A 20,809-nucleotide genomic window follows, 5' to 3' on the forward strand; every position below is an offset into this window, starting at 1 on the left:
CCCCGACTCGGTGGAAAATGGCGACCGATGGCGGGTAACACGGACGGTCAAGCTCCGCGCAAGGCGATCCTCGGACAGCTTCCGCGGATCTATCGCCCGGACGGCTCCCCGATTCGGGTGCTGCTGGTTGATGACGAGCCGGCGCTGACCAACCTGGTGACCATGGCCCTGCATTACGAGGGGTGGGTGGTCGACGTCGCCCATAACGGACGCGACGCTGTGACCAAGTTCCACGGCGGGACGCCGGATCTGCTGGTGCTCGACATCATGCTGCCCGATATCGACGGGCTGCGGATTCTGCAGCGGGTCCGCGAATCCGATCCCTACACGCCGACACTGTTCCTCACCGCCCGCGACTCGGTGACCGACCGGGTGACCGGACTGACCTCGGGCGCCGACGATTACATGACCAAGCCGTTCAGCCTGGAGGAGTTGGTGGCCCGGCTGCGGGGGCTGCTGCGCCGGTCGAGTCAGCTGACCCCGCCGATGAACGAGGTCCTCACCGTGGGCGACCTGACGTTGGACGGCGCCAGCCGACAGGTCACCCGCGGCGGCACCGCGGTGGCGCTGACCACGACCGAGTTCGAACTGCTGCGCTTTTTGATGCGCAACCAGGGCCGGGCGTTGGGCCGTGCGGAGATCTTGGATCGGGTCTGGAATTACGACTTTGCCGGGCGGACCAGCATCGTCGACCTCTACATCTCCTACCTGCGTAAGAAGGTCGACGCCGACCGGGCGCCGATGATCCACACCGTGCGCGGTGTGGGATACATGTGCAAGCCACCCGAATGACCGCCGCCCCCAAGCCTCCTCGGTGGCGTCCACGTGGTCTACGCCGGCAGTTGGTGCTGGGGGTGTCGGCCGTGGTCACCGTGGTGTTCGTGGCGGTGGGTGCGGTGTCGGTGCTGAGCCTGCGCACCTACGTCACCGCCACGAGCGACGCCGACCTCTACGAGTCGCTCAACGCCTTCAGCCACTACTTCGCCGACTATCGCCACGTCGACAACGTGGTGGGTCCCGACGGCCGGTCGAACATCGGCAGGGCCATGCTCGGTTTCAGTGATCAGACCCCGGGAAACGTGCTGGCGGTGCTGCGCGACGGCGTGGTGATCGGGGCGGTGGTGTTCACCAAGCGGGACCCCTATCCTGCGCCCGCCGACGTGGTGGCCACCATCGCCGAGGGGCGCTGGTCCAGTGGTCCGCCGCAGACGGTGGAGTTGGGCAGCCTGGGCGCCTATCGGGTGGCTACCCGCGCGGTCGATGACGACGACCTGTTGTTCATCGGCGGCTCGATGCACCTTGCGAACCGCACCGTCGATCGCCGGATGGCTGCTGCCTCAGCGCTTTACACATTGGCGTTGCTGGTCACTGCGGGGTTGACCATCACCGTGGTCAGCTATGCGCTGCGGCCGCTGCGCCGGGTCGCGGCGACCGCCGCCTCGGTGGCGGCGATGCCGCTGGCCGAGGGTGACGAGCGCATCACCATCCGGGTGGCCGATGACGACGTCGACCCGGGCAACGAGGTGGGAATCGTCGCCGGCGCCCTGAATCGATTGTTGGACAACGTCGACAGTGCACTCGCCTATCGCAGTGACGCCGACCGGCGGATGCGACAGTTCATCACCGACGCCAGCCACGAGCTACGTACACCGCTGGCGGCCATTCAGGGGTATGCCGAACTGACCCGGCAGGACAGCGCGTCCCTGCCGCCGACCACCGAGTACGCGCTGGCCCGCATCGAGTCCGAGGCCCAGCGGATGGCCTCGCTGGTGGAGGAGCTGTTGTTGCTGTCGCGACTCGGCGAAGGCCAGGACCTGCAGCTCGAAGAGGTCGACCTGGCTGACCTGGTGCTCGATGCGGTCAACGACGCGGCCGCCGCCGCACCGGCTCACCACTGGATCAAAGACCTGCCCGATGCCCCGGTGTGGGTTCGCGGCGATCGCGCGCGGCTGCACCAGGTCGTCACCAACCTGTTGAAGAACGCCTGGGTGCACACCCCGCCCGGGGTGACGGTGACGACGGCCATCACCGCGGGTGGGCCGGCCGCGGAGTTGACGGTGGCCAACGACGGCCCCGGTATCGACGCCGAGTTGGTACCGCATCTTTTCGAGCGGTTCGTCCGGGCGGATAAGGCCCGCTCGGGTGAATTGGGCAGCACCGGACTGGGGTTGGCGATCGTCTCCTCTATCGTCGGCGCGCATCGTGGCTCGGTGAGTGTGGAGTCGACCGAGGGCTGGACGGTGTTTCGGGTGCGGCTGCCGCTGGTGGATCCGGCGCTAGGCGGATCGGGCTCCTGACCGCGGTCGCCGGGACCGGTGCGGCAATGCCCGCCGCTGCGACCAAGAGAGGTCGAAGTCGACGACCAGCGCGGCCGCAACCGCCAGCGCCACCGGGGTGAACGTCTGCGAGTCCTGTTCTGCGGCAAGGCCGGTGAGGACCCGGCCGCCGTAGCCGTCTTCGGTACCGGGCACCGTGACGCGCACTCGGGCCGACACCGCGCCCGGGTACGGACGCAGGTAGAACACGCTGCCCGGCTGCACCGGGCCGGCTAGCTCGTTGCCGTCGGCGTCCAGCAGCTCCGCGCCCTCGACGCTCAGCGCGGCGGAATCTGCGACGGACAGGCGCAGCGGCCCCACCAGACCGTCGGCCATGGTGGCGGCCGAAACGTTCAGTCCGGGTGCGGTGGTGCGCGCCCGGGCCGCGCCGGCCAGCAGGTAGCGGTAGAGGGCCACGATGCGGTCTGCATTGCGATAGGTGCTGGTGCCGTTGAGCCAGAAGTCGACGTCGCCGAGGGTGGCTGCCGCCCCGGGATCGGCCACCGACAGGCGGTAGAACCGGTGTCCGCCGACGGTGGCACCCACGCCGAGTGCCTTGCGATGCGCGCCGGCGGACTTGACGGCCAGCCGCGACGAGGGCACCTCCCGCCAGCTACGGCCGTCGTCGGACTTGTGCAGGGTCACCGTCACCGGCTCCGAGGCCACCAATTCCAGGGTGTAGCCGCCCAACTCAAGAGCCTCTTCGAACTCGACGGTCACCCCGTCGGCGTCGCGCAGCACCCGGACCGGCTCGGTGCGGGCGCGGGTGTCCAGCTCCAAACCGTTGGTCAACCGCCAGATCGCGGCCTGGGTGGCGGCTATCGCCTCGTGCTCGGTGATGTTGCCGCGGCCCAGCTGGTGGCCGGCCTCCCGCAGCCGACGGCTCAACTCGACGGTGGACAGCCGCGGGACCGAGTTGCGCAGGATCCAGTCGACCTGAACTTCGCGGGGGTCACGGGCGCCGGCACGCAGGTTCGGAACCGCCGACCAGGTGTCGATCCGGTATGCCGATGGCCGGGTCGGCGCGATGCCGTGGAAATCCAGCGAATAGGCCGCGATGCCGGGATTCAGGCGAATCAGATCGGTGCGTGCGCTGGTGCCGTCGGTGAAGACGATCCGGTCGACGGTGTGCGAATAGGTGCCGCCGTGATAGCGGGTCATTCGGTCGATGTCGACGGCGGGGCGGGGTTGCACCCGGCGGCGAACGGTCACCGTCGGTTCGGTGTCGAGAAAAGGAAAAACGGAGGTTGAAACGGTCATGCCGAGTCGACTTTCTGGTCTGAAGCGCGCACGGCAGCATCTCGCCGAGAAAAGGGGGCGGGCTGCGACGCTAAGGAATCAGGGCGTCAGAGAATCAACAACAACAACACGCGGCAAGGCGGCACAAAGCGTGCGGCTGTGGCAGCGTGATGTTCGACATACACATACCCTACGACATGTACCGCAGCGGCGCGAACTGCGAGGGATTCAATTCGCCCTGAGCGCAACTGGTGGGCAAACCCGGACCATGGTCCATGATTGGCGCCGTCACTCATCAGGAGGAAAGCAATGACGTCCGCTCAGAACGAATCTCAGGCGCTCGGGGACCTCGCCGCACGGCAACTCGCGAATGCGACCAAGACGGTCCCGCAACTGGCCACCATCACGCCGCGCTGGTTGCTGCACCTGTTGAACTGGGTCCCGGTCGAAGCCGGTATCTACCGGGTCAACCGGGTGGTCAATCCCGGCCAGGTCGCCATCCATGCCGAGCAGGGCGCCGGTTCGACCGAACCGCTGCCGCAGACGTTCGTGGACTACGAGACCAGCCCGCGGGAGTACACCCTGCGGTCGATCTCCACCCTGCTTGATGTGCACACCCGGGTCTCCGACCTGTACTCCAGCCCGCACGACCAGGTCGCACAGCAACTGCGCCTCACCATCGAGACCATCAAGGAACGCCAGGAGTACGAGCTGGTCAACAACCCGGAATACGGGCTGTTGGCGCAGGTCACGCCGGAGCAGACCATCTCCACCCTGACCGGCCCGCCTACCCCCGACGACTTGGACTCGCTGATCACCAAGGTGTGGAAGACCCCCGGGTTCTTCCTGACCCACCCGTTGGGAGTGGCCGCCTTCGGCCGTGAGGCCACCCGCCGCGGTGTACCGCCGGTGGTGGTGAACCTGTTCGGCGCCCAATTCATCACCTGGCGCGGCATCCCGATCGTGCCCAGCGACAAGGTGCCGGTGGAGGACTCCAAGACCAAGATCCTGCTGGTACGCACCGGCGAGGAGCGTCAGGGCGTCGTCGGACTGTTCCAGCCCGGCCTGGTCGGCGAGCAGGCGCCGGGCCTGTCGGTCCGGTTCACCGGCATCAACCGCTCGGCGATCGCGTCCTACCTGGTCACGCTGTACAACTCGCTGGCCGTGCTCACCGACGATGCGCTCGCCGTGCTCGACGACGTCTCGGTGGACCGTTTCCATGAGTACAAGTGACCCCAGGCCGGTAAACCCACCGGTCAGCGCCGCTGAGCTGGAGGTACTGGCCAATCAGCTGTATGCCGCCCGGCCTGGTCCGGACTCGCCGCCGCAGACCACCGCGGTGGCACCCCGGGGCGGCGTACCCGACCCTTCCGGGTTATTGCCGCCGGGGCTAGCCGACCTGTCGGTGTTCGCGGTGCCGAGCGGCATCGTGCCGACCGTGCCCGGGGTGCTGGCCGGTTCGCCGGCCGGTGCGGTCCCGGTCGCGCCTCGTGGATCGGCGCCCGGCTGGCCTGGGGGCGTCCCGGCGGTTCCGCAGCTGGATTGGCACGGCTCCCCCACGCCGGCCGCCGGTGGCGACGAAGCGAACTACGCCTTCTTGTCGCATCGGGTGCCGGCCGCCGAACCGGCTCCGGCGGTGCCGGACTCGCACGAGATCTTCGACGTCAACGCGGTGCGCGCTGACTTTCCGATCCTGCGCGAGACCGTCAACGGTAAGCCGTTGATCTGGTTCGACAACGCCGCGACCACACAGAAGCCGCTGGCCGTCATCGACCGGCTGTCGCACTTCTACGCCCACGAGAACTCCAATATTCACCGTGCCGCACACGAACTCGCGGCCCGCGCCACCGACGCCTACGAGGACGCCCGCGACACCGTGCGGCGATTCCTGGGCGCACCGCGCAGTGAGGACATCGTCTTCGTGCGCGGCACCACGGAGGCGATCAACCTGGTGGCATACGCCTGGGGCGGCAAGAATCTGCGCGCCGGCGATGAGATCGTCATCACCCACCTCGAGCACCACGCGAATATTGTTCCGTGGCAATTGATCTCGAAGAAGACCGGGGCGATTTTGAAGGTGGCCCCGGTAGACGAGGCGGGCAACCTGCTGCTGGGCGAATTCGAGGACCTGCTGGGCCCGCGAACCAAACTGGTTGCCGCCACACATGTCTCCAACGCGCTGGGCACCGTCACCCCGGTGCACGACATCGTCGAGCTCGCCCACCGCTACGGCGCTCGGGTGCTGATCGACGGGGCACAGTCGATCCCCCACATCCCGATCGACGTGCAATCGCTGGGCGCGGACTTCTTCGCGTTCTCCGGACACAAGATCTTCGGTCCCACCGGGATCGGAGTGCTCTACGGCACCGCCGAGGCGCTGGCCGAGACGCCGCCGTGGCAGGGTGGAGGCAACATGATTGCCGACGTCACCCTGGAGCGCTCGCTCTACCAGGAACCGCCCAACAAGTTTGAGGCGGGCACTGGCAACATCGCCGATGCGGTCGGCCTGGGCGAAGCCCTGCGCTATGTGGAACGAGTGGGCATCGAACGCATCGCCGCCTACGAGCACGCCCTACTCGAATACGCCACACCGCGCCTGGCCGATATTCCCGGGGTGCGGCTCGTCGGCACCGCCGACGAGAAGGCCAGTGTGTTGTCGTTCGTGCTGGCCGGCCACGAGCCGTTGGAAGTGGGCAAGGCACTGAACTCCGAGGGCATCGCGGTGCGCGCCGGTCACCACTGCGCGCAGCCGATCCTGCGCCGCTACGGCCTGGAGGCCACCGTGCGGCCGTCGTTCGCGTTCTACAACACTTTCGAAGAGATCGACATCTTCATCAAGGCCGTACGGCGCATTGCCGAAGGGAGCGCGTAGCACCTATGGCGGCCTTGGCAGGAAAGGGCATTTGATGGGCAGGATCTACGACAACGTCACCGAGCTGATCGGCCATACGCCGCTGGTGCGGCTCAACCGGCTGACCGAGGGACTGGGCGCTCAAGTGGCGGCCAAACTCGAGTTCTACAACCCAGCCAACAGCGTCAAGGACCGCATCGGTGTCGCGATCATCGACGCCGCTGAGCAGTCCGGCCAGCTGCGCCCCGGGGGCACCATCGTCGAGGCCACCAGCGGCAACACCGGCATCGCCCTGGCGATGGTCGGCGCCGCCCGCGGCTACAAGGTGATCCTGACCATGCCGGACACCATGTCCACCGAGCGCCGGGTGATGCTGCGCGCCTACGGCGCCGAGATCGTGCTGACGCCCGGCTCCGAGGGCATGGCCGGCGCCGTGGCCAAGGCCAAGCAGATCGTCGCCGACACCCACAACGCCCTGTCCGCCGACCAATTCGCCAACCCGGCCAATCCGGCCATCCACGAACGGACGACCGGCGAAGAGATCTGGAAAGACACCGATGGCGCTGTCGACATCTTCGTCGCCGGCATCGGCACCGGAGGCACGCTGACCGGTGTCTCGCACACCCTCAAGGCCCACAAGCCCGAGGTTCAGATCGTCGGCGTGGAGCCCAAGGACTCGGCGATCCTGCACGGCGCCGACCCCGGCCCGCACAAGATTCAGGGTCTGGGCGCCAACTTCGTCCCCGAGGTGCTCGACCGCGACTGTTATGACGAGATCATCGACGCGCAGTTCGACGACGCCATCCGGGTGGCTCGCGCGCTGGGCACCGAGGAGGGGATCCTCGGCGGGATTTCGGCCGGCGCCAACGTGTGGGCCGCCCTCGAACTGGCCAAGCGCCCGGAGAACGCCGGAAAGCTGATCGTGGTGGTGGTTCCCGACTTCGGCGAGCGCTACATCTCGACGCCGCTGTTCGAACACATTCGCCAGTGAGCGCACTCATGAGCATGTGGGCGGCGCTGCGCGAGGACCTGCGCAACGCGCGCGAGCATGACCCGGCCGCACGCGGGGATTTCGAGAACGCCCTGGTCTATTCGGGCCTGCACGCGATCTGGTCATATCGGCTCGCGCACCGGCTGTGGGCCAAGCCGGCGCTGCGCGGGGTGGCCCGCGTGCTGGCTCAAGCCACCCGATTCGCCACCGGTATCGAGATCCACCCCGGCGCGACGATCGGGCGGCGCTTCTTCATCGACCACGGCCTGGGCGTGGTGATCGGCGAGACCACCGAGATCGGCGATGACGTCATGGTCTATCACGGTGTCACCCTCGGCGGGCGCTCGCTGAGTCACGGCAAGCGCCACCCGACCATCGGCAACGGCGTCACGGTGGGCGCCGGCGCGAAGGTGCTCGGTCCGATCACCATCGGAGACGGCAGCGCTATCGGCGCGAACGCCGTTGTCACCCAGGATGTTCCGGCGGATTGCATCGCCACCGGGATCCCGGCTGCGGTGCGTCATCGCACCGAGAAGCAGCGCGAGCCGCTGGTGGACCCGACCAGTTACATCGACCCGGCGATGTACATCTAAAGACAGTTCAGCGCAAGGGTTCCGCGGCGATCACGTAGTCGTGACCGTGCCGCAGACCGCCGTCGCGGGCGAGGACGAGCAGCGCTCGAAGCCGTAGCTCTTCGACATACTGGAGCATCCCGCTGCCGAGCGCCGCGGACCCGAAACGTTGAAGTCGCCCGCGGCACATATCAAGCTGGCGGTTGACATGACCGGGTCCGTAGCGGATCGGGAAGCGTCGGCTCTCCACGATCGCAAACCCGGCCCGTTCGAGCTGCCGCAGCATCCATTCGAGCGGATATTCACGGTAGGGCCGCTCCCCGGCCAGCAGCAGACACGCGTCGCGGGCCCGCCCGATTTCCCAGATGATTCGGCCGCTGTCGGTCTCGGGCTGGTACTGAACGTAGGGTTCCAGCCCAGTGATATAGAGCCGGCCGTTGTCGGCGACCAGCGGACGCAATCGTGCAAACACCTGGTCCTGCCAGTACGGAGCAAAGCCCTCGATCGCGCCGACGAGATAGTCGACGAGCACGGTGTCGAAGGTTTCGCCGGCGAGCAGGCTGTCATCGATCCAGTTGCCGACCAGCAACCGGTCTTGTGGCCGGATTCCATCGCCCAGTGCCGCACGAGCCGCCTCGGCCATGCCGGGCGCCGCAGTGATCGCCGTCCAACGGTCGGTCGGCAGCGCCTGGATCCATTGCAGGGACTTCACCCCGGCACCGGAATCCAGCATGGCGCCCCACGCTCGATCGCCATGCAGGGTCTCCACGTAGCGAAAGAGCGATGAGACTTCGGGTTTGGCGCTGGTGGACAACGGGATTGCTCGCTTCGTCGGCGCGGTGTGGTGCGGCACCGGCAGCGACCGTTGCGGTCTCGGCGATGCGCGGCTCTCAGGCTAGCGCGCATCGACGTTATTGACAATGATTGTCATTAGCGTGAGGGGTCGAGCTTGTGGAGCCACCTAGGAGAATCGAACTCCTGACCTATTCATTACGAGTGAATTGCTCTACCGACTGAGCTAAGGTGGCGCGCCCCGCCTAAACCGGGCCGGGTCAGTCTACAGGTCGTCTCGCAGGGCCTGCCCGACGGTGGCCACCATGGCCCCGACCGCGAAGCGGGGCTTGACGTTGGCCGCCAGTGCGTCGCGGCATTCGAGCACCGCCTCGATGCAGCGCAACAGCCGATCCGGCGACGCGTGGGCGGCGATGGCCGCCACCGCATCGGTCATGTCCGGATGGTTGGGCCGGGCGACGCCGGCCGACGTAGTGGCCACCAGCAGGGCATCGCGGAAGTAGGTGGCCAGGTCGATCAGGGCCCGATCCAGCGCGTCACGCGAGGCCCGGGTCTGCCGGGACTTCTGCCGGCGCTCCAGGTCCTTGATCACCCCGGCGGTGCCGCGCAGTGTTCCGGCGGTGCCCTTGCCGGTCCCGCCGGCCCCCAGCGCGGTGCGCAGCTCCTCGGTCTCGGCCTCGGCGCGTTCAGCGGTCAGATCCCGCGCCTCGGACTCTGCTGCGGCCACCAACTCGTCGACCGCGGTGAACGCCCGCGACGGGGTCGCCGCGTCACGCGCCAGTGACAGCGCCCGCTGGCGGCGCTGGCGGGCCTCGAAATCGGTGGCCAGGCGCCGGGCCCGGCCCACGTGGCCACCGCTGACCGCGGCCGCCCAGTCCGCCGTCTCGCGGTCGAGCCCGTCGGCGTCGATCAGCACCTGGGCGATGGCCGCCGGCGGCGGCGTCACCAGCGCCACGTGGCGGCAGCGGGACCGCAGCGTGATCGCGATGTCCTCGGGATCGACCGAGGGGGCGCACAACAGGAACACCGTCGAGGGCGGCGGCTCCTCGACGACCTTCAGCAGGGCGTTGCCCGCGCCCTCGGTGAGCCGGTCGGCGTCCTCGACCACCACGATCTGCCAGCGGCCGGTCCCGGGGCGCCGGGAGGCGGCCTGCACGATGGCCCGCATCTCATCGACGCCGATGGACAGTCCCTCCGGCACCACCCGCCGCACGTCGGCGTGGGTGCCGGCCATCGTCGTGATGCAGGCGCGGCAGTGACCGCAGCCCGGCCCGCCGTCGGCCTCGTCGGCGGTGCACTGCAGCGCCGCGGCGAAACACACCGCCGCGATCGACCGCCCCGATCCCGGCGGACCGGTGATCAACCACGCGTGTGACATACCGCCGGCGGTCATACCGCTGTGTGCTACATCACGCCGAGCTGCCCGCGCGGCAGCCAACAGCTCGGCTTCGACCGACTGCTGGCCCACCAAACGCGCGAAAACCCCGGACATCATCGGTCACAGTAGTGGCTTGACCGGACATTCGGGCTCCGGCTTTGTCGCCTCGACCGATACGGTGTGCTGGTGAGCACCACGACCCTGGTCGGGCGGATCAACCGATTCGTCCGCTGGGTCGTGCGCACTCCCTGGCCGGTTTTCACGCTGAGCATGCTGCAAGCCGACATCATCGGGTCGCTGTTCGTCTTCGGTTTCCTGCGGTTCGGCCTGCCCGAGGAAGACCGCATCAATCTGCAGGACCTGCCGCGCCTGAATCTGGCGTTGTTCGCCATGGTGCTGCTGTGCCTGTTCGCGCTGGGCTTTTCGATCAGCACCGCATTGCTGATGCCGGTCTTCCGCTGGCAACGCCGAGAGGCGCTGCTGGCCGATGTGGACGCCACCGACTCCGATCCGGCAGATACCGAACTGGCCCGGTCCCGGGCGCTGCGGATGCCGTTCTACCGCTCCCTGGTCAGCATCTGCTACTGGACGGTCGGCGGGGTGGTGTTCGTCGTCATCAGCTGGCAGGTGGTGCACAACGTGGTGCCGGTGGTGGTCACCGCCACCGCCCTGGGTGCCGCCGCCACCGCGATCATCGGTTATCTGCAGTCCGAGCGGGTGCTACGGCCGGTCGCCGTCGCGGCCCTGCGGGACGGGACCCCGGAGAAGCTGCGGGCGCCGGGAGTGATCCTTCGGCAGCTGCTGACCTGGCTGCTGTCGACCGGGGTGCCGGTGCTGGCGATCGTGCTGTCGGTGTTGGCCGGCAAGGCATCGTTGCTCAACGCCTCACCGGACAAACTGTTCACCCCGATCCTGCTGATGGCGCTGGCCGCCCTGGTGATCGGGCTGGCCGGCACCGTGCTGGTGTCGATGTCGATCGCCGACCCGCTGCGCCAGTTGCGCTGGGCGCTGGGTGAGGTGCAGCGCGGCAACTACAACGCGCACATGCAGATCTACGACGCCAGTGAGCTCGGGCTGCTGCAGGCCGGGTTCAACGACATGGTGCGTGACCTGGCCGAGCGGCAGCGGCTGCGTGACCTGTTCGGCCGCTACGTCGGCGAGGACGTGGCCCGGCGGGCCCTGGAGCGTGGCACCGAGCTGGGTGGCCAGGAACGCGACGTGGCGGTGCTCTTCATCGATTTGGTGGGTTCCACCCAGCTGGCCGCGACCCGGCCGCCCAGCGAGGTCGTCAACCTGCTCAACGAGTTCTTCCGGGTCGTGGTCGAGGCCGTCGGACGCCACGGCGGTTTCGTCAACAAGTTCCAGGGTGACGCGGCGCTGGCCATCTTCGGCGCGCCCATCGAGCACCCGGACGCCTCCAGTGCGGCCTTGGCGGCGGCCCGCGAACTGCACGACGGCCTGCTGCCGGTGCTCGATTCCGAAGAGTTCGGCATCGGGGTGTCGGCCGGGCGGGCCATCGCCGGCCACATCGGTGCCCGGGCCCGCTTCGAGTACACCGTGATCGGCGACCCGGTCAACGAGGCTGCCCGGCTGACCGAGCTGGCCAAGTTGGAGGACGGCCACGTGCTGGCTTCGGCGGTGGCGGTCAGCGGCGCGGTCGACGCCGAGGCGCTGTGCTGGGAGGTCGGCGAGATCGTCGAGCTGCGTGGGCGCGCCGTTCCCACTCAGCTGGCGCGGCCGCTGAACCTCGCAGCGCTGGAACCGATCCCGGCCGAGATCGTCGAGGACGCCGAGCCCGCGGCCGCAGCCGACTGACTCAGCTCTTTGTAGCCTTCTTCGCGGCTGCCTTCTTCGCCGGCGCCTTTTTCGCGGGTGCCTTGCGGGCCGTCTTCTTGGCGGCCTTCTTGGCCGGCCCCCGAGCCCGCCGGTCGGCGAGCAGTTCGGCGGCACGCTCATCGGTGATGGTGGCCACCTCGTCGCCCTTGCGCAGGCTGGCGTTGGTCTCACCGTCAGTCACGTACGGACCGAATCGGCCGTCCTTGATCACCATCGGCTTGCCGCTCGCCGGGTCAGCACCCAGCTCCCGCAGCGCGGCAGTCGCCGCCGCTTGGCGGCCACGGCGCTTCGGCTCGGCGTAGATCTTCAGCGCCTCCTCAAGGGAGATCTCGAAAATCTGCTCCTCGGTGGCCAGCGACCGAGAATCGGTGCCCCGCTTCAGGTATGGCCCGTAGCGACCGTTCTGCGCGGTGATCTCATCGCCGGACTCCGGGTCGACGCCGACCACCCGCGGCAACGACAGCAGCTTCAGCGCATCGTCGAGCGTCACGGTTTCCAGGCTCATGCTGCGCAGCAGTGAACCGGTACGCGGCTTCGGGCCGGTCGGCTTCTTGCCCTTCTTGGCGGTCGCCCCGGACTCGTCGTCCGGCGGGGGCGGCAGAACTTCGGTGACGTACGGGCCGTAGCGGCCGTCCTTGGCGACGACCTCGTGCCCGGTGGCCGGGTCCACACCGAGCGACCGGCCCTCCTGCGGCGTGGCGAAACGTTCCTCGGCCAGCGCCAGGGTCAGCTCGTCCGGTGGCAGCGAGTCATCCAGGTTTGCCCGCTGCGGGGTCGGCTCGCCGTCGTCCCCGGTGACCATGCGCTCCAGGTAGGGGCCGTTCTTGCCCACCCGTACATAGACCGGCCTGCCTTCGGCGTCGTCGAACAGCCGGATCGAGTTGATCTCGCGGGCGTCGATGCCCTCCAAGTTGACCCCGACCAGCTTCTTCAGGCCCCCGGCGCGGGCGATCGAGTCCTCGACCCCGTAGTCGCCGCCGAAGTAGAAGTTGTGCAGCCAGTCGACGCGGCGCTGGCGCCCGGCGGCGATCCCGTCGAGCTCGTCCTCCATGGCGGCGGTGAAGTCGTAGTCGACCAGCCGGCCGAAGTGCTGCTCAAGCAGCCCGATCACCGCGAAGGCCACCCAGGTGGGGACCAGCGCGCTGCCCTTTTTGTAGACGTAGCCGCGGTCCTGGATGGTCTTGATGATCGAGGAGTACGTCGACGGCCGACCGATGCCCAACTCCTCGAGCGCCTTGACCAGCGAGGCCTCGGTGTAGCGCGCGGGTGGGTTGGTGGCGTGGCCGTCGGGGGTCAGCTCGGTGGCGTCCACCCGCTGGCCCTGGGTCAGCTGCGGCAGCCGCCGCTCGGCGTCGTCGGCTTCACCGCCGGCCAACTCGTCGACGGTCTCCACGTAGGCCTTGAGGAAGCCGGCGAAGGTGATGGTGCGGCCGCTGGCGGCGAACGTCACCTGCTGAGAGCCGGACTGCCCGCCGATCCGCAGGCTCAGCGTGGTGCCGCGGGCGTCGGCCATCTGCGAGGCGACGGTGCGCTGCCAGATCAGCTCGTAGAGCCGGAACTCGTCGCTGCCCAGCTCATTGCGCACCGCGTCGGGGGTGGCGAACGTCTCGCCGGCCGGCCGGATCGCCTCGTGGGCTTCCTGGGCGTTCTTGACCTTGCGGGTGTACTGCCGCGGCGACGGCGAGACGTATTCCTCGCCGTAGAGCTGGCGAGCCTGCGTGCGGGCGGCATCAATAGCGCTGGCCGACAAAGTCGTCGAGTCGGTACGCATATAGGTGATGTAGCCGTTCTCGTAGAGCCGCTGGGCGATGCTCATCGTCCGCTCGGCCGAGAACCGCAGCTTGCGACCGGCTTCCTGCTGCAGCGTCGAGGTCATGAAGGGCGCGTAGGGGCGACGGGTGTAGGGCTTGTCCTCCACCGAGGTCACCGACAGCGACGCACCGCGCAGTCCAGCCGCCAGGGCAGTGGCCGCGGCCTCGTCGAGCACCGTGACCTCGGCGGGCTTCTTCAGTGCCCCCAGCGAGTCGAAGTCGCGTCCGCTGGCCACCCGCAGCTCGTCGACGGCGACCAGTCGGGCGCTGAAGTTGGGCGGGGAAGCCGTCGGGTCGGAGACGCTGGCGTCCAGTTGGGCGACCACGTCCCAGTAGGAGGCACTGCGGAACGCCATCCGCTCGCGTTCGCGCTGCACGATGATGCGGGTGGCCACCGACTGGACGCGGCCCGCCGACAGCTTCGGCGCGACCTTTTTCCACAGCACGGGGCTGACCTCGTAGCCGTACAACCGGTCCAGGACGCGCCGGGTCTCCTGCGCGTCGACCAGGTCGATGTCCAGGTCACGGGGATTTTCGGCGGCGTTGCGGATCGCCGGCTCGGTGATCTCGTGGAACACCATCCGCTTGACCGGGATGCGCGGTTTCAGGGTCTCCAGCAGGTGCCAGGCGATCGCCTCGCCCTCCCGGTCACCATCGGTGGCCAGATAGAGCTCGTCGACGTCTTTGAGCAGGTCCTTGAGCTCGGCAACGGTGCTCTTCTTGTCGGGGCTGACGATGTAGAGCGGTTCGAAGTCGGCGTCGACGTTGACGCCCAGACGCGCCCACGCTTCGGTCTTGTACTTCGCCGGTACGTCGGCGGCGTTGCGCGGCAGGTCCCGGATATGCCCTCGGGAGGACTCAACGACGTAATCGCGGCCCAGATAGCCCGCAATTTTCCGTGCCTTGGTGGGCGACTCGACAATGACGAGCCGCCGCACGGGTGTTTTATCGCCATTGCGGGCGCTCACCGTCTTAGAGTCAGCCACCTTGCGCTTACCACTCCACTTCTGTCCGCACCGCCGCGTCACGCCGCCGGTGGACAACTGACAATCTCGCACTCACGCCCATGCCGATGCAAACCGGCGTTCAGCAGTGCATTCTCTCAAAGTCCGTCCGCATGGCCCGGGATCGCGGCTCCGACACGCGGCCATTGACTCAACGCTTCGGGATCCGCGGGTGATTCCCCGACGTTCTCGACCAGCCGCGATAACCTGCGGCGGCCGGTGATCCGCAACGCCGGATGGCCGCCGCGGGTCCCGATCAGCGTGGGCGCGATACCCACCCGCATCATGGCCGAAGCCAGTGGCTCGTAGGTGTCCGGCGCGTGCGGATCGAGTCCGAGCAGGTATCGGTCGTCCTCGGCGGCCCCGGCCGCCAGCGTCCACGCCCGCAGTTCCCGCGGACCCGGCAGCCATTGCGGCGGCACCGTTTTGACCGCCCCGCGGGTCCAGGCCTGGGCCAGCACGCGCAGGCGCGCGTCGACCGCAGTCCGCACCAGCGGGGTGTCTTCCTCGGTGCGAGTGACCTCGGACAGCAGACCGGCTTCGCCGATCAACTCGGCCAGTGCCACAGCTCGCCAGGGGGCGTCGACCACGACCGACAGCCGCGCGCCGTCACCCACCACGACGATCTGTCCCGGACCAGCCAGCACCCCGGTGAGGTCGGCAACGCTGGGCGGCACCGACTCTGCCGAAAAGAAGGAAAGCTGGCTCACGTCACCGACAGTAAGCCGGTCCACCGTCCGGCGGTATCCGGGGCGGTCTTACCCGCCCGAAACGAAACCCCCCGGCTTAGCTCCGTTGGTGGGAGCTGCCCGGGGGGTGACGTCAAATTCCGTTGCTTAGACGGCGCGGACGCCCGTGGCCTGGGGGCCCTTGGGGCTCTGGCCGACCTCGAACTCCACCCGCTGGTTTTCCTCGAGGGTGCGAAAGCCGGACCCTTGGATCTCCGTGTAGTGGACAAACACGTCCGCCGACCCGTCTTCAGGCGCGATGAAGCCGAAGCCCTTTTCTGCGTTGAACCACTTCACAGTTCCCTGTGGCATTTGTCGATCTTTCCTTACTCTTCTTGCCCGGTGCGGTGCGCACCGTTGTTCGGGGCACCGATTTTCGCTGCCCCGGGCCTGTTCCGACCGCCGTACCCTGGCGGTCGGTCGGTGCTGCCACCGAACTCCCCCGCGGGCACTGCGGCCGCAACCACAGATCCTGCGAAGGCTTAACACGAACACAGAAGCTACGACCGCCCATCAGTCAACCATGTTCGTCGCGCCGAGGACAGACTGCGGTGCCGAAATCTCGGCCGAAGGGTGAACAATACGGCGGCGGACATTCGAGGCCGGCGGTTCAGCGAGGCTCGACGTAAGAGAGGCGAAGCTGGGACCGCCGCATAAAGCAGGCAATTGAGGAAGGGACCAATGACGGCGAATTTCGGCGGTGAATTACTGGCCGCCGCGCTCGCCGGGGTCGAAACCGGTGAAGATCCGCTGTGTCACGTGGCCGATCTGCCGGCGTCGGCGGGCCACTCCGGAGCCTGGCCGGACTGGGCCGAGCCCGATGTGATCAGCGCGTTCACCGGGCGCGGGATCGAGGTGCCGTGGTCGCATCAGGTGGCCGCCGCCGAATTGGCGCACGCCGGCCGTCACGTAGTGATCAGCACCGGCACGGCGTCAGGGAAATCGCTGGCCTATCAACTGCCCGTGCTGCAAGCACTGGCGACCGACCCGCGTGCCCGGGTGCTCTATCTGTCGCCGACGAAGGCGCTGGGGCACGATCAGCTGCGCGCGGCGTACAGCCTGTCCGCGGCGGTGCCCCGGCTGGGTGGCGCGGCCGGAGCCGTGGCACCCACCGCCTACGACGGCGACAGCGCCGCCGAGATCCGCCGGTTCGCCCGGGAACGGTCCCGCTGGGTGTTCTCCAACCCGGACATGATTCATCTGTCACTGCTGCGCAACCATGCCCGCTGGGCGGCCTTCCTGCGTGGGCTGCGCTTCGTGATCGTCGACGAATGCCACTACTACCGGGGGATCTTCGGCTCGCACGTGGCGATGGTGCTGCGACGGCTGCTGCGGTTGTGCGAGCGCTATGCGGCGCCGGGGGCGGCTGCCGGGCCCACCGTGATCTTCGCCAGCGCCACCACCGCGTCACCGGGCGCCAGCGCGTCGGCGCTGATCGGACAGCCCGTCGCCGAGGTCACCGAGGACGGTTCGCCGCACGGGGCCCGGACGGTGGCCCTGTGGGAGCCGGCACTACGCACCGATATGACGGGTGAGAACGGCGCGCCGGTGCGTCGCGCCGCCGGCACCGAGGCGGCCCGGGTGATGGCCGACCTGATCGCCGAGGGGGCACGCACGCTGACCTTCGTGCGCTCGCGTCGAGGCGCGGAACTCACCGCGCTGGCGGCCCGCACCCGGCTGGAATCGGTCGCCCCGACCCTGGTCGACAAGGTCGCCTCCTACCGGGCCGGTTATCTGGCTGAGGATCGCCGTGCCTTGGAGCGCGCGCTGGCCGACGGCGAGCTCTACGGCCTGGCGACTACCAACGCCCTGGAACTGGGGGTCGATATCGCCGGGTTGGATGCGGTGGTGATGGCCGGCTTCCCCGGCACGGTGACCTCGTTCTGGCAGCAGGCCGGCCGATCGGGTCGGCGGGGCCAGACGGCGCTGATCGTGCTGGTCGCTCGCGACGACCCGTTGGACACCTATCTGGTGCATCACCCCGCGGCGCTGCTGGACAAGCCGATCGAGCAGGTGGTGATCGATCCGGCCAACCCCTATGTCCTGGGGCCGCAGCTGCTGTGTGCGGCCGTCGAACTGCCGCTGACCGTCGCCGAAGTGGCGCAGCTGGGTGCCGCGCAGCTGGCCGACAGCCTGGTCGACGACGGATTGTTGCGGCGGCGCTCTGACCGGTACTTCCCGGTGCCTGGGCTCGACCCGCACGCGACGGTGGAGATCCGCGGGTCGGCCGGTGGGCAGGTGGTGATCGTGGAAGCCGACACCGGGCGACTGCTCGGCAGCGTCGATGCCGGGCGAGCGCCGGCCACGGTGCACACCGGCGCGGTGTATTTGCATCAGGGCGAGAGTTATCTGGTCGATTCGCTGGATATCGAGCGTCAGATCGCGTTCGTGCATGCCGAGGATCCCGGCTACGCCACATTCGCACGCGAGATCACCGACATCGACGTGACGGGGGAAGGCGAACGCGCCTGGTTCGGCCCGGTCAGTCTCGGCCTGGTGCCGGTGACGGTGACCCGCCAGATCGTCGGCTATCTGCGACGGCTGCCGACCGGGGAGGTGCTGGATTTCATCGACCTGGACGTGCCACCGGCGACGTTGCCGACTATGGCGGTGGTCTACACCATCGCTGCCGACGCGCTGACCGCCTGCGGAGTCGCCGAACGTGCCATCCCGGGTGCGTTACATGCCGCCGAGCATGCGGCGATCGGGCTGCTGCCACTGGTGGCCAGCTGCGATCGCGGCGACATCGGCGGCCTGTCCACCGCCGTGGGTCCGGAAGCGCTGGGGAGCCTGCCGAGTGTCTTCGTCTACGACGGTCACCCCGGGGGTGCCGGCTTCGCCGAGCGGGGATTCCGCGCGGCGGCCACCTGGCTCACCGCCACCGCGGAGGCGATCGAATCCTGCGAGTGTCCGCACGGCTGTCCGTCGTGTGTGCAATCACCCAAGTGCGGTAACGGCAATGACCCGTTGGATAAGGAAGGTGCGGTGCGAGTGCTGCGGCTGGTGCTCGGCAACCTCGACAGCTCGCACACGGGCTCTGGATGACTGCGGGAGTCGGCCGACCCCCCGAACGGCCGACTCCCCCGAGCCCTTACCCCGTCAGCTGCATCGCAGTGACGGGCGTCACCACGCGAAAGGACACGCGGGACAGTAAGACGAACGGTCGAGAGATGCGATCCGTTCCCAAACCGGTACATGACCGGATGCGGCCGTAAGTTACCGGCTGCACCGGATCTTCCGCAACTTGGCAAACGCGCGGACCGTGGAAAACCTGCCTCAAATCCGGGAGATATTTCACTGTTGGGGCAGGTAGAAAGGATGATAGTCGTAAAATCCCGAACTATGGCGCACGACTGGTTGCTGGTAGAGACCCTCGGGGGTGAACCGGTAGTCGTCGCGCAGGGCCGCCAGCTGAAGAACCTCGTGTCGCTCACTCAGTTCCTGCGACGCAGCCCACACCTGGCAGCGATTCAGACCGCGATCGCCGAATCGGTGCGGACCGGGGAGAGCCTGGCCAGCATCACTCCGCGCCGAGATCGGGTTATCCGCACCGAACCGGTGGTGATGTCCGATGGCCGGGTGCACGGCGTGCACGTCTGGACCGGGCCGGCCGACACGGAGCCACCCGAGCGCCCCGTCCCGGGCCCGTTGAAGTGGGACCTGACACTGGGCGTGGCCACCGACACCAGGGAGTCGCTGGCCAACAGCGGCAAGGACCCGGAGGTGGAGGCCACTCATGGCCGCGCGTTCGTCGAAGAGCTGCCCACCCGCGAGTTCAGCCCCAACGAGAACAAGGTGCTGGCCCTGGCGATCCGTGCCGAACCTGGACAGACCATCTGCAGCAGTTGGGATGTCACCGATTTCAACGGGGAGACCATTCGGGTGGGCTTCGTGGTCCGCACGGCCCGCGAGGTCGTTGCCGACGGCCGGGAGCATCTGGTGACCCGGGGGATGAACTGGCGTGGCCAGTTCGACGGCGCGGTGCAGCGCCCCGACTTTCTGGCGCAGCAGATCCTGCACGCGCTGGCCCAGCCGGGCGTGCACCGGGCCATGGTCGATCTGGCCAACCGGCGGCTGCTGAAGTGGCTGGATGAGCCGTGCCCGTTTTACGACTGGCGCAGCCCGGCGGATGTTTCCCGGGTCCATCCCGACGACCAGGTGCAGATCGCCCGGATGGAAACCGTCCTGTCCCGCTCCCAGGCACCGGCGAGCGGGGTGCTGCGGCTGCGCCAGATGGACGGCAGCTGGGCTCCGGTCCACGTGACGGTGAACCGGGTGGAACTCGACGAGGGCACCGTGGCCGGGCTGATTGCGCTGCGCTTGCCCACCGAGGCCGAACTCGCGGACGCTGGGCTGAGCGCCACCGTCGAAGCTCCCTAGCCGACAGGCCCGGCGCGAGCCGTCGCGCGGGCGGGGCCAAGTCGCCAGCCGGGCACCGGCATCGCGGCGGTGATCACCACATCGAGTCCGTCGACCGTGCAGCTGATTTCGCCGGCGTGCATCCGCGATCCCACCATCCTGGCTTGCGCGCAGGCGCCGGCGGGCCCGGCCGGAACCCGGCCCGCACCGGCCAGGGCCGCCAGGTCGGCGATGGCCTGGGCGCGGTGTCGCGCGATGACCGCGGCACCGAGCACAAAGCCGCCGCCGGTGACGCTCAACAGCACCACCACCATCGCGGCCGCGGCCACGGTGGCCCCGCCGGCCTCACCGCGACGGCTCGAGCGCCGAGACCGCTTCGGCGGTGATCGCCATGCCGGGCAACAGAACCGGCCGAGCGGTGACACGGGCAACCACCACGTCGCCTTCGGAGCGCAGCCGCACCGCCGCGCCGTCCGGTGCGATCTGTCCCACCACCGCGGTGACCGCGGCGGCGTCTCCGCGTGCGGCCAGCCGGGCGGCTTCCCGCGCGGCATCGACGCAGCGGATCTGGGCGGACACCGCGGTGATCCCGGCCAGACAGAGCACCAGCACCGAGACCAGGGCCGCCAGCGCGAATGCCGCCTCGACCGTGCTGGCTCCGGAATCGTCGACAAATCGTGCATGGCCGCGCACCACCGCTCAGACCTTGGTGTTCAGCGCGCGCCCGATGACGCGGTTCAGTGCCGACACGATCGAATCACCGGTGACCACGGTGTAGAGGATCGCGCCGAACGCCGCGGCAGCAATCGTCCCGATCGCGTATTCGACAGTGGACATCCCGGAGTCATCGGATGCCAGCAGCACCATCTTCAACGACAGGACGCGAAACATGTTGCGCACCTGAGATACCCGAGTACTCACACACCCTCCTTC

General features: G+C 68.4%; 17 protein-coding genes, 1 tRNA gene and 1 pseudogene. 9 read left to right on the top strand and 10 right to left on the bottom strand.

Annotation, left to right across the window (positions count from 1 at the left end):
- Window positions 1-27 precede the first annotated feature (27 nt).
- Both MJO54_RS21375 and MJO54_RS21380 read left to right on the top strand, forming a co-directional pair.
- Window positions 28-792, top strand: coding sequence for a response regulator transcription factor (locus MJO54_RS21375; RefSeq protein ID WP_046286242.1), 765 nt, complete (start codon window positions 28-30; stop codon window positions 790-792).
- On the top strand, window positions 789-2,297 hold the full coding sequence (locus MJO54_RS21380) for a sensor histidine kinase (protein ID WP_105295267.1): 1,509 nt from the start codon (window positions 789-791) through the stop codon (window positions 2,295-2,297). Before MJO54_RS21375 ends, MJO54_RS21380 begins: the two co-directional genes overlap by 4 nt.
- Here MJO54_RS21380 and MJO54_RS21385 read toward each other — a convergent pair.
- Entirely contained in the window at window positions 2,277-3,575 is a 1,299-nt protein-coding gene (locus MJO54_RS21385; protein WP_105295256.1) for a thioester domain-containing protein, read from the bottom strand. The genes MJO54_RS21380 and MJO54_RS21385 overlap by 21 nt on opposite strands.
- 288 nt (window positions 3,576-3,863) lie before the next feature.
- Between MJO54_RS21385 and MJO54_RS21390 the strand changes: the two genes are divergently transcribed.
- The 4 genes from MJO54_RS21390 to epsC are packed head-to-tail and all read left to right on the top strand — an operon-like array spanning window position 3,864 to window position 7,989.
- On the top strand, window positions 3,864-4,787 hold the full coding sequence (locus MJO54_RS21390) for a family 2A encapsulin nanocompartment shell protein (protein WP_046286244.1): 924 nt from the start codon (window positions 3,864-3,866) through the stop codon (window positions 4,785-4,787).
- Window positions 4,774-6,426 (top strand): family 2A encapsulin nanocompartment cargo protein cysteine desulfurase, encoded by a 1,653-nt coding sequence (locus MJO54_RS21395; RefSeq protein WP_105295255.1) that lies wholly within the window; start codon window positions 4,774-4,776, stop codon window positions 6,424-6,426. The genes MJO54_RS21390 and MJO54_RS21395 overlap by 14 nt, the downstream gene beginning before the upstream one ends.
- Window positions 6,427-6,460: 34 nt before the next feature.
- Entirely contained in the window at window positions 6,461-7,396 is a 936-nt protein-coding gene (cysK, locus tag MJO54_RS21400) for a cysteine synthase A (protein ID WP_046286246.1), read from the top strand.
- Window positions 7,397-7,404: 8 nt separating this feature from the next.
- The gene (gene epsC / locus MJO54_RS21405) at window positions 7,405-7,989 is read left to right on the top strand and encodes a serine O-acetyltransferase EpsC (RefSeq protein WP_046286247.1); all 585 of its coding nucleotides are present in this window, start codon (window positions 7,405-7,407) and stop codon (window positions 7,987-7,989) included.
- A gap of 7 nt (window positions 7,990-7,996) precedes the next feature.
- Here the strand turns inward: epsC and MJO54_RS21410 are convergent.
- From MJO54_RS21410 to MJO54_RS21420, 3 genes and pseudogenes are all read right to left on the bottom strand, one after another.
- Window positions 7,997-8,758 (bottom strand): annotated as a pseudogene (locus MJO54_RS21410) (class I SAM-dependent methyltransferase); the annotation flags it as partial.
- Window positions 8,759-8,920: 162 nt separating this feature from the next.
- Window positions 8,921-8,996 (bottom strand) — tRNA-Thr (locus tag MJO54_RS21415).
- 29 nt (window positions 8,997-9,025) lie between these two features.
- Window positions 9,026-10,252: a DNA polymerase III subunit delta' gene (locus MJO54_RS21420; RefSeq protein ID WP_192830658.1), complete on the bottom strand. Its 1,227-nt coding sequence runs from the start codon at window positions 10,250-10,252 to the stop codon at window positions 9,026-9,028.
- A 69-nt stretch (window positions 10,253-10,321) separates the two neighbouring features.
- On the opposite strand from MJO54_RS21420, the gene MJO54_RS21425 reads away from it, so the two are divergent.
- Window positions 10,322-11,953 (top strand): adenylate/guanylate cyclase domain-containing protein, encoded by a 1,632-nt coding sequence (locus tag MJO54_RS21425; RefSeq protein ID WP_165797911.1) that lies wholly within the window; start codon window positions 10,322-10,324, stop codon window positions 11,951-11,953.
- 1 nt (window position 11,954) lies between these two features.
- On the opposite strand, the gene topA is transcribed toward MJO54_RS21425, so the two are convergent.
- The 3 genes from topA to MJO54_RS21440 all read right to left on the bottom strand — a co-directional run bounded on the left by topA (window position 11,955) and on the right by MJO54_RS21440 (window position 15,829).
- Complete coding sequence (topA, locus tag MJO54_RS21430; RefSeq protein WP_064888683.1) at window positions 11,955-14,771, bottom strand: type I DNA topoisomerase; 2,817 nt, start codon at window positions 14,769-14,771, stop codon at window positions 11,955-11,957.
- Between the two features lie 116 nt (window positions 14,772-14,887).
- Window positions 14,888-15,499 carry a hypothetical protein gene (locus MJO54_RS21435; protein WP_105295219.1) on the bottom strand — a complete coding sequence of 204 codons (612 nt, stop codon included), beginning with the start codon at window positions 15,497-15,499 and terminating at the stop codon, window positions 14,888-14,890.
- A 126-nt stretch (window positions 15,500-15,625) separates the two neighbouring features.
- On the bottom strand, window positions 15,626-15,829 hold the full coding sequence (locus MJO54_RS21440) for a cold-shock protein (RefSeq protein ID WP_005138711.1): 204 nt from the start codon (window positions 15,827-15,829) through the stop codon (window positions 15,626-15,628).
- A gap of 369 nt (window positions 15,830-16,198) precedes the next feature.
- On the opposite strand from MJO54_RS21440, the gene MJO54_RS21445 reads away from it, so the two are divergent.
- Window positions 16,199-18,562, top strand: a complete 2,364-nt coding sequence (locus MJO54_RS21445; protein ID WP_105295218.1) for a DNA 3'-5' helicase SftH — start codon at window positions 16,199-16,201, stop codon at window positions 18,560-18,562.
- 297 nt (window positions 18,563-18,859) lie between these two features.
- Window positions 18,860-19,897: a PAS domain-containing protein gene (locus MJO54_RS21450; protein ID WP_064888656.1), complete on the top strand. Its 1,038-nt coding sequence runs from the start codon at window positions 18,860-18,862 to the stop codon at window positions 19,895-19,897.
- Here the strand turns inward: MJO54_RS21450 and MJO54_RS21455 are convergent.
- Genes MJO54_RS21455 through MJO54_RS21465 form a run of 3 tightly spaced genes read right to left on the bottom strand, consistent with a single transcriptional unit; the run spans window position 19,894 to window position 20,767 of the window.
- Window positions 19,894-20,205 (bottom strand): Rv3654c family TadE-like protein, encoded by a 312-nt coding sequence (locus tag MJO54_RS21455; RefSeq protein WP_065152722.1) that lies wholly within the window; start codon window positions 20,203-20,205, stop codon window positions 19,894-19,896. The genes MJO54_RS21450 and MJO54_RS21455 overlap by 4 nt on opposite strands.
- A gap of 16 nt (window positions 20,206-20,221) precedes the next feature.
- Window positions 20,222-20,572, bottom strand: a complete 351-nt coding sequence (locus tag MJO54_RS21460; RefSeq protein ID WP_240175427.1) for a TadE family type IV pilus minor pilin — start codon at window positions 20,570-20,572, stop codon at window positions 20,222-20,224.
- A 3-nt stretch (window positions 20,573-20,575) separates the two neighbouring features.
- Window positions 20,576-20,767, bottom strand: coding sequence for a DUF4244 domain-containing protein (locus MJO54_RS21465; protein WP_024441735.1), 192 nt, complete (start codon window positions 20,765-20,767; stop codon window positions 20,576-20,578).
- Window positions 20,768-20,809: the final 42 nt, after the last annotated feature.

Origin of the sequence: Mycolicibacter virginiensis (genome assembly GCF_022374935.2) — a bacterium.
Taxonomy (GTDB): domain Bacteria; phylum Actinomycetota; class Actinomycetes; order Mycobacteriales; family Mycobacteriaceae; genus Mycobacterium; species Mycobacterium virginiense.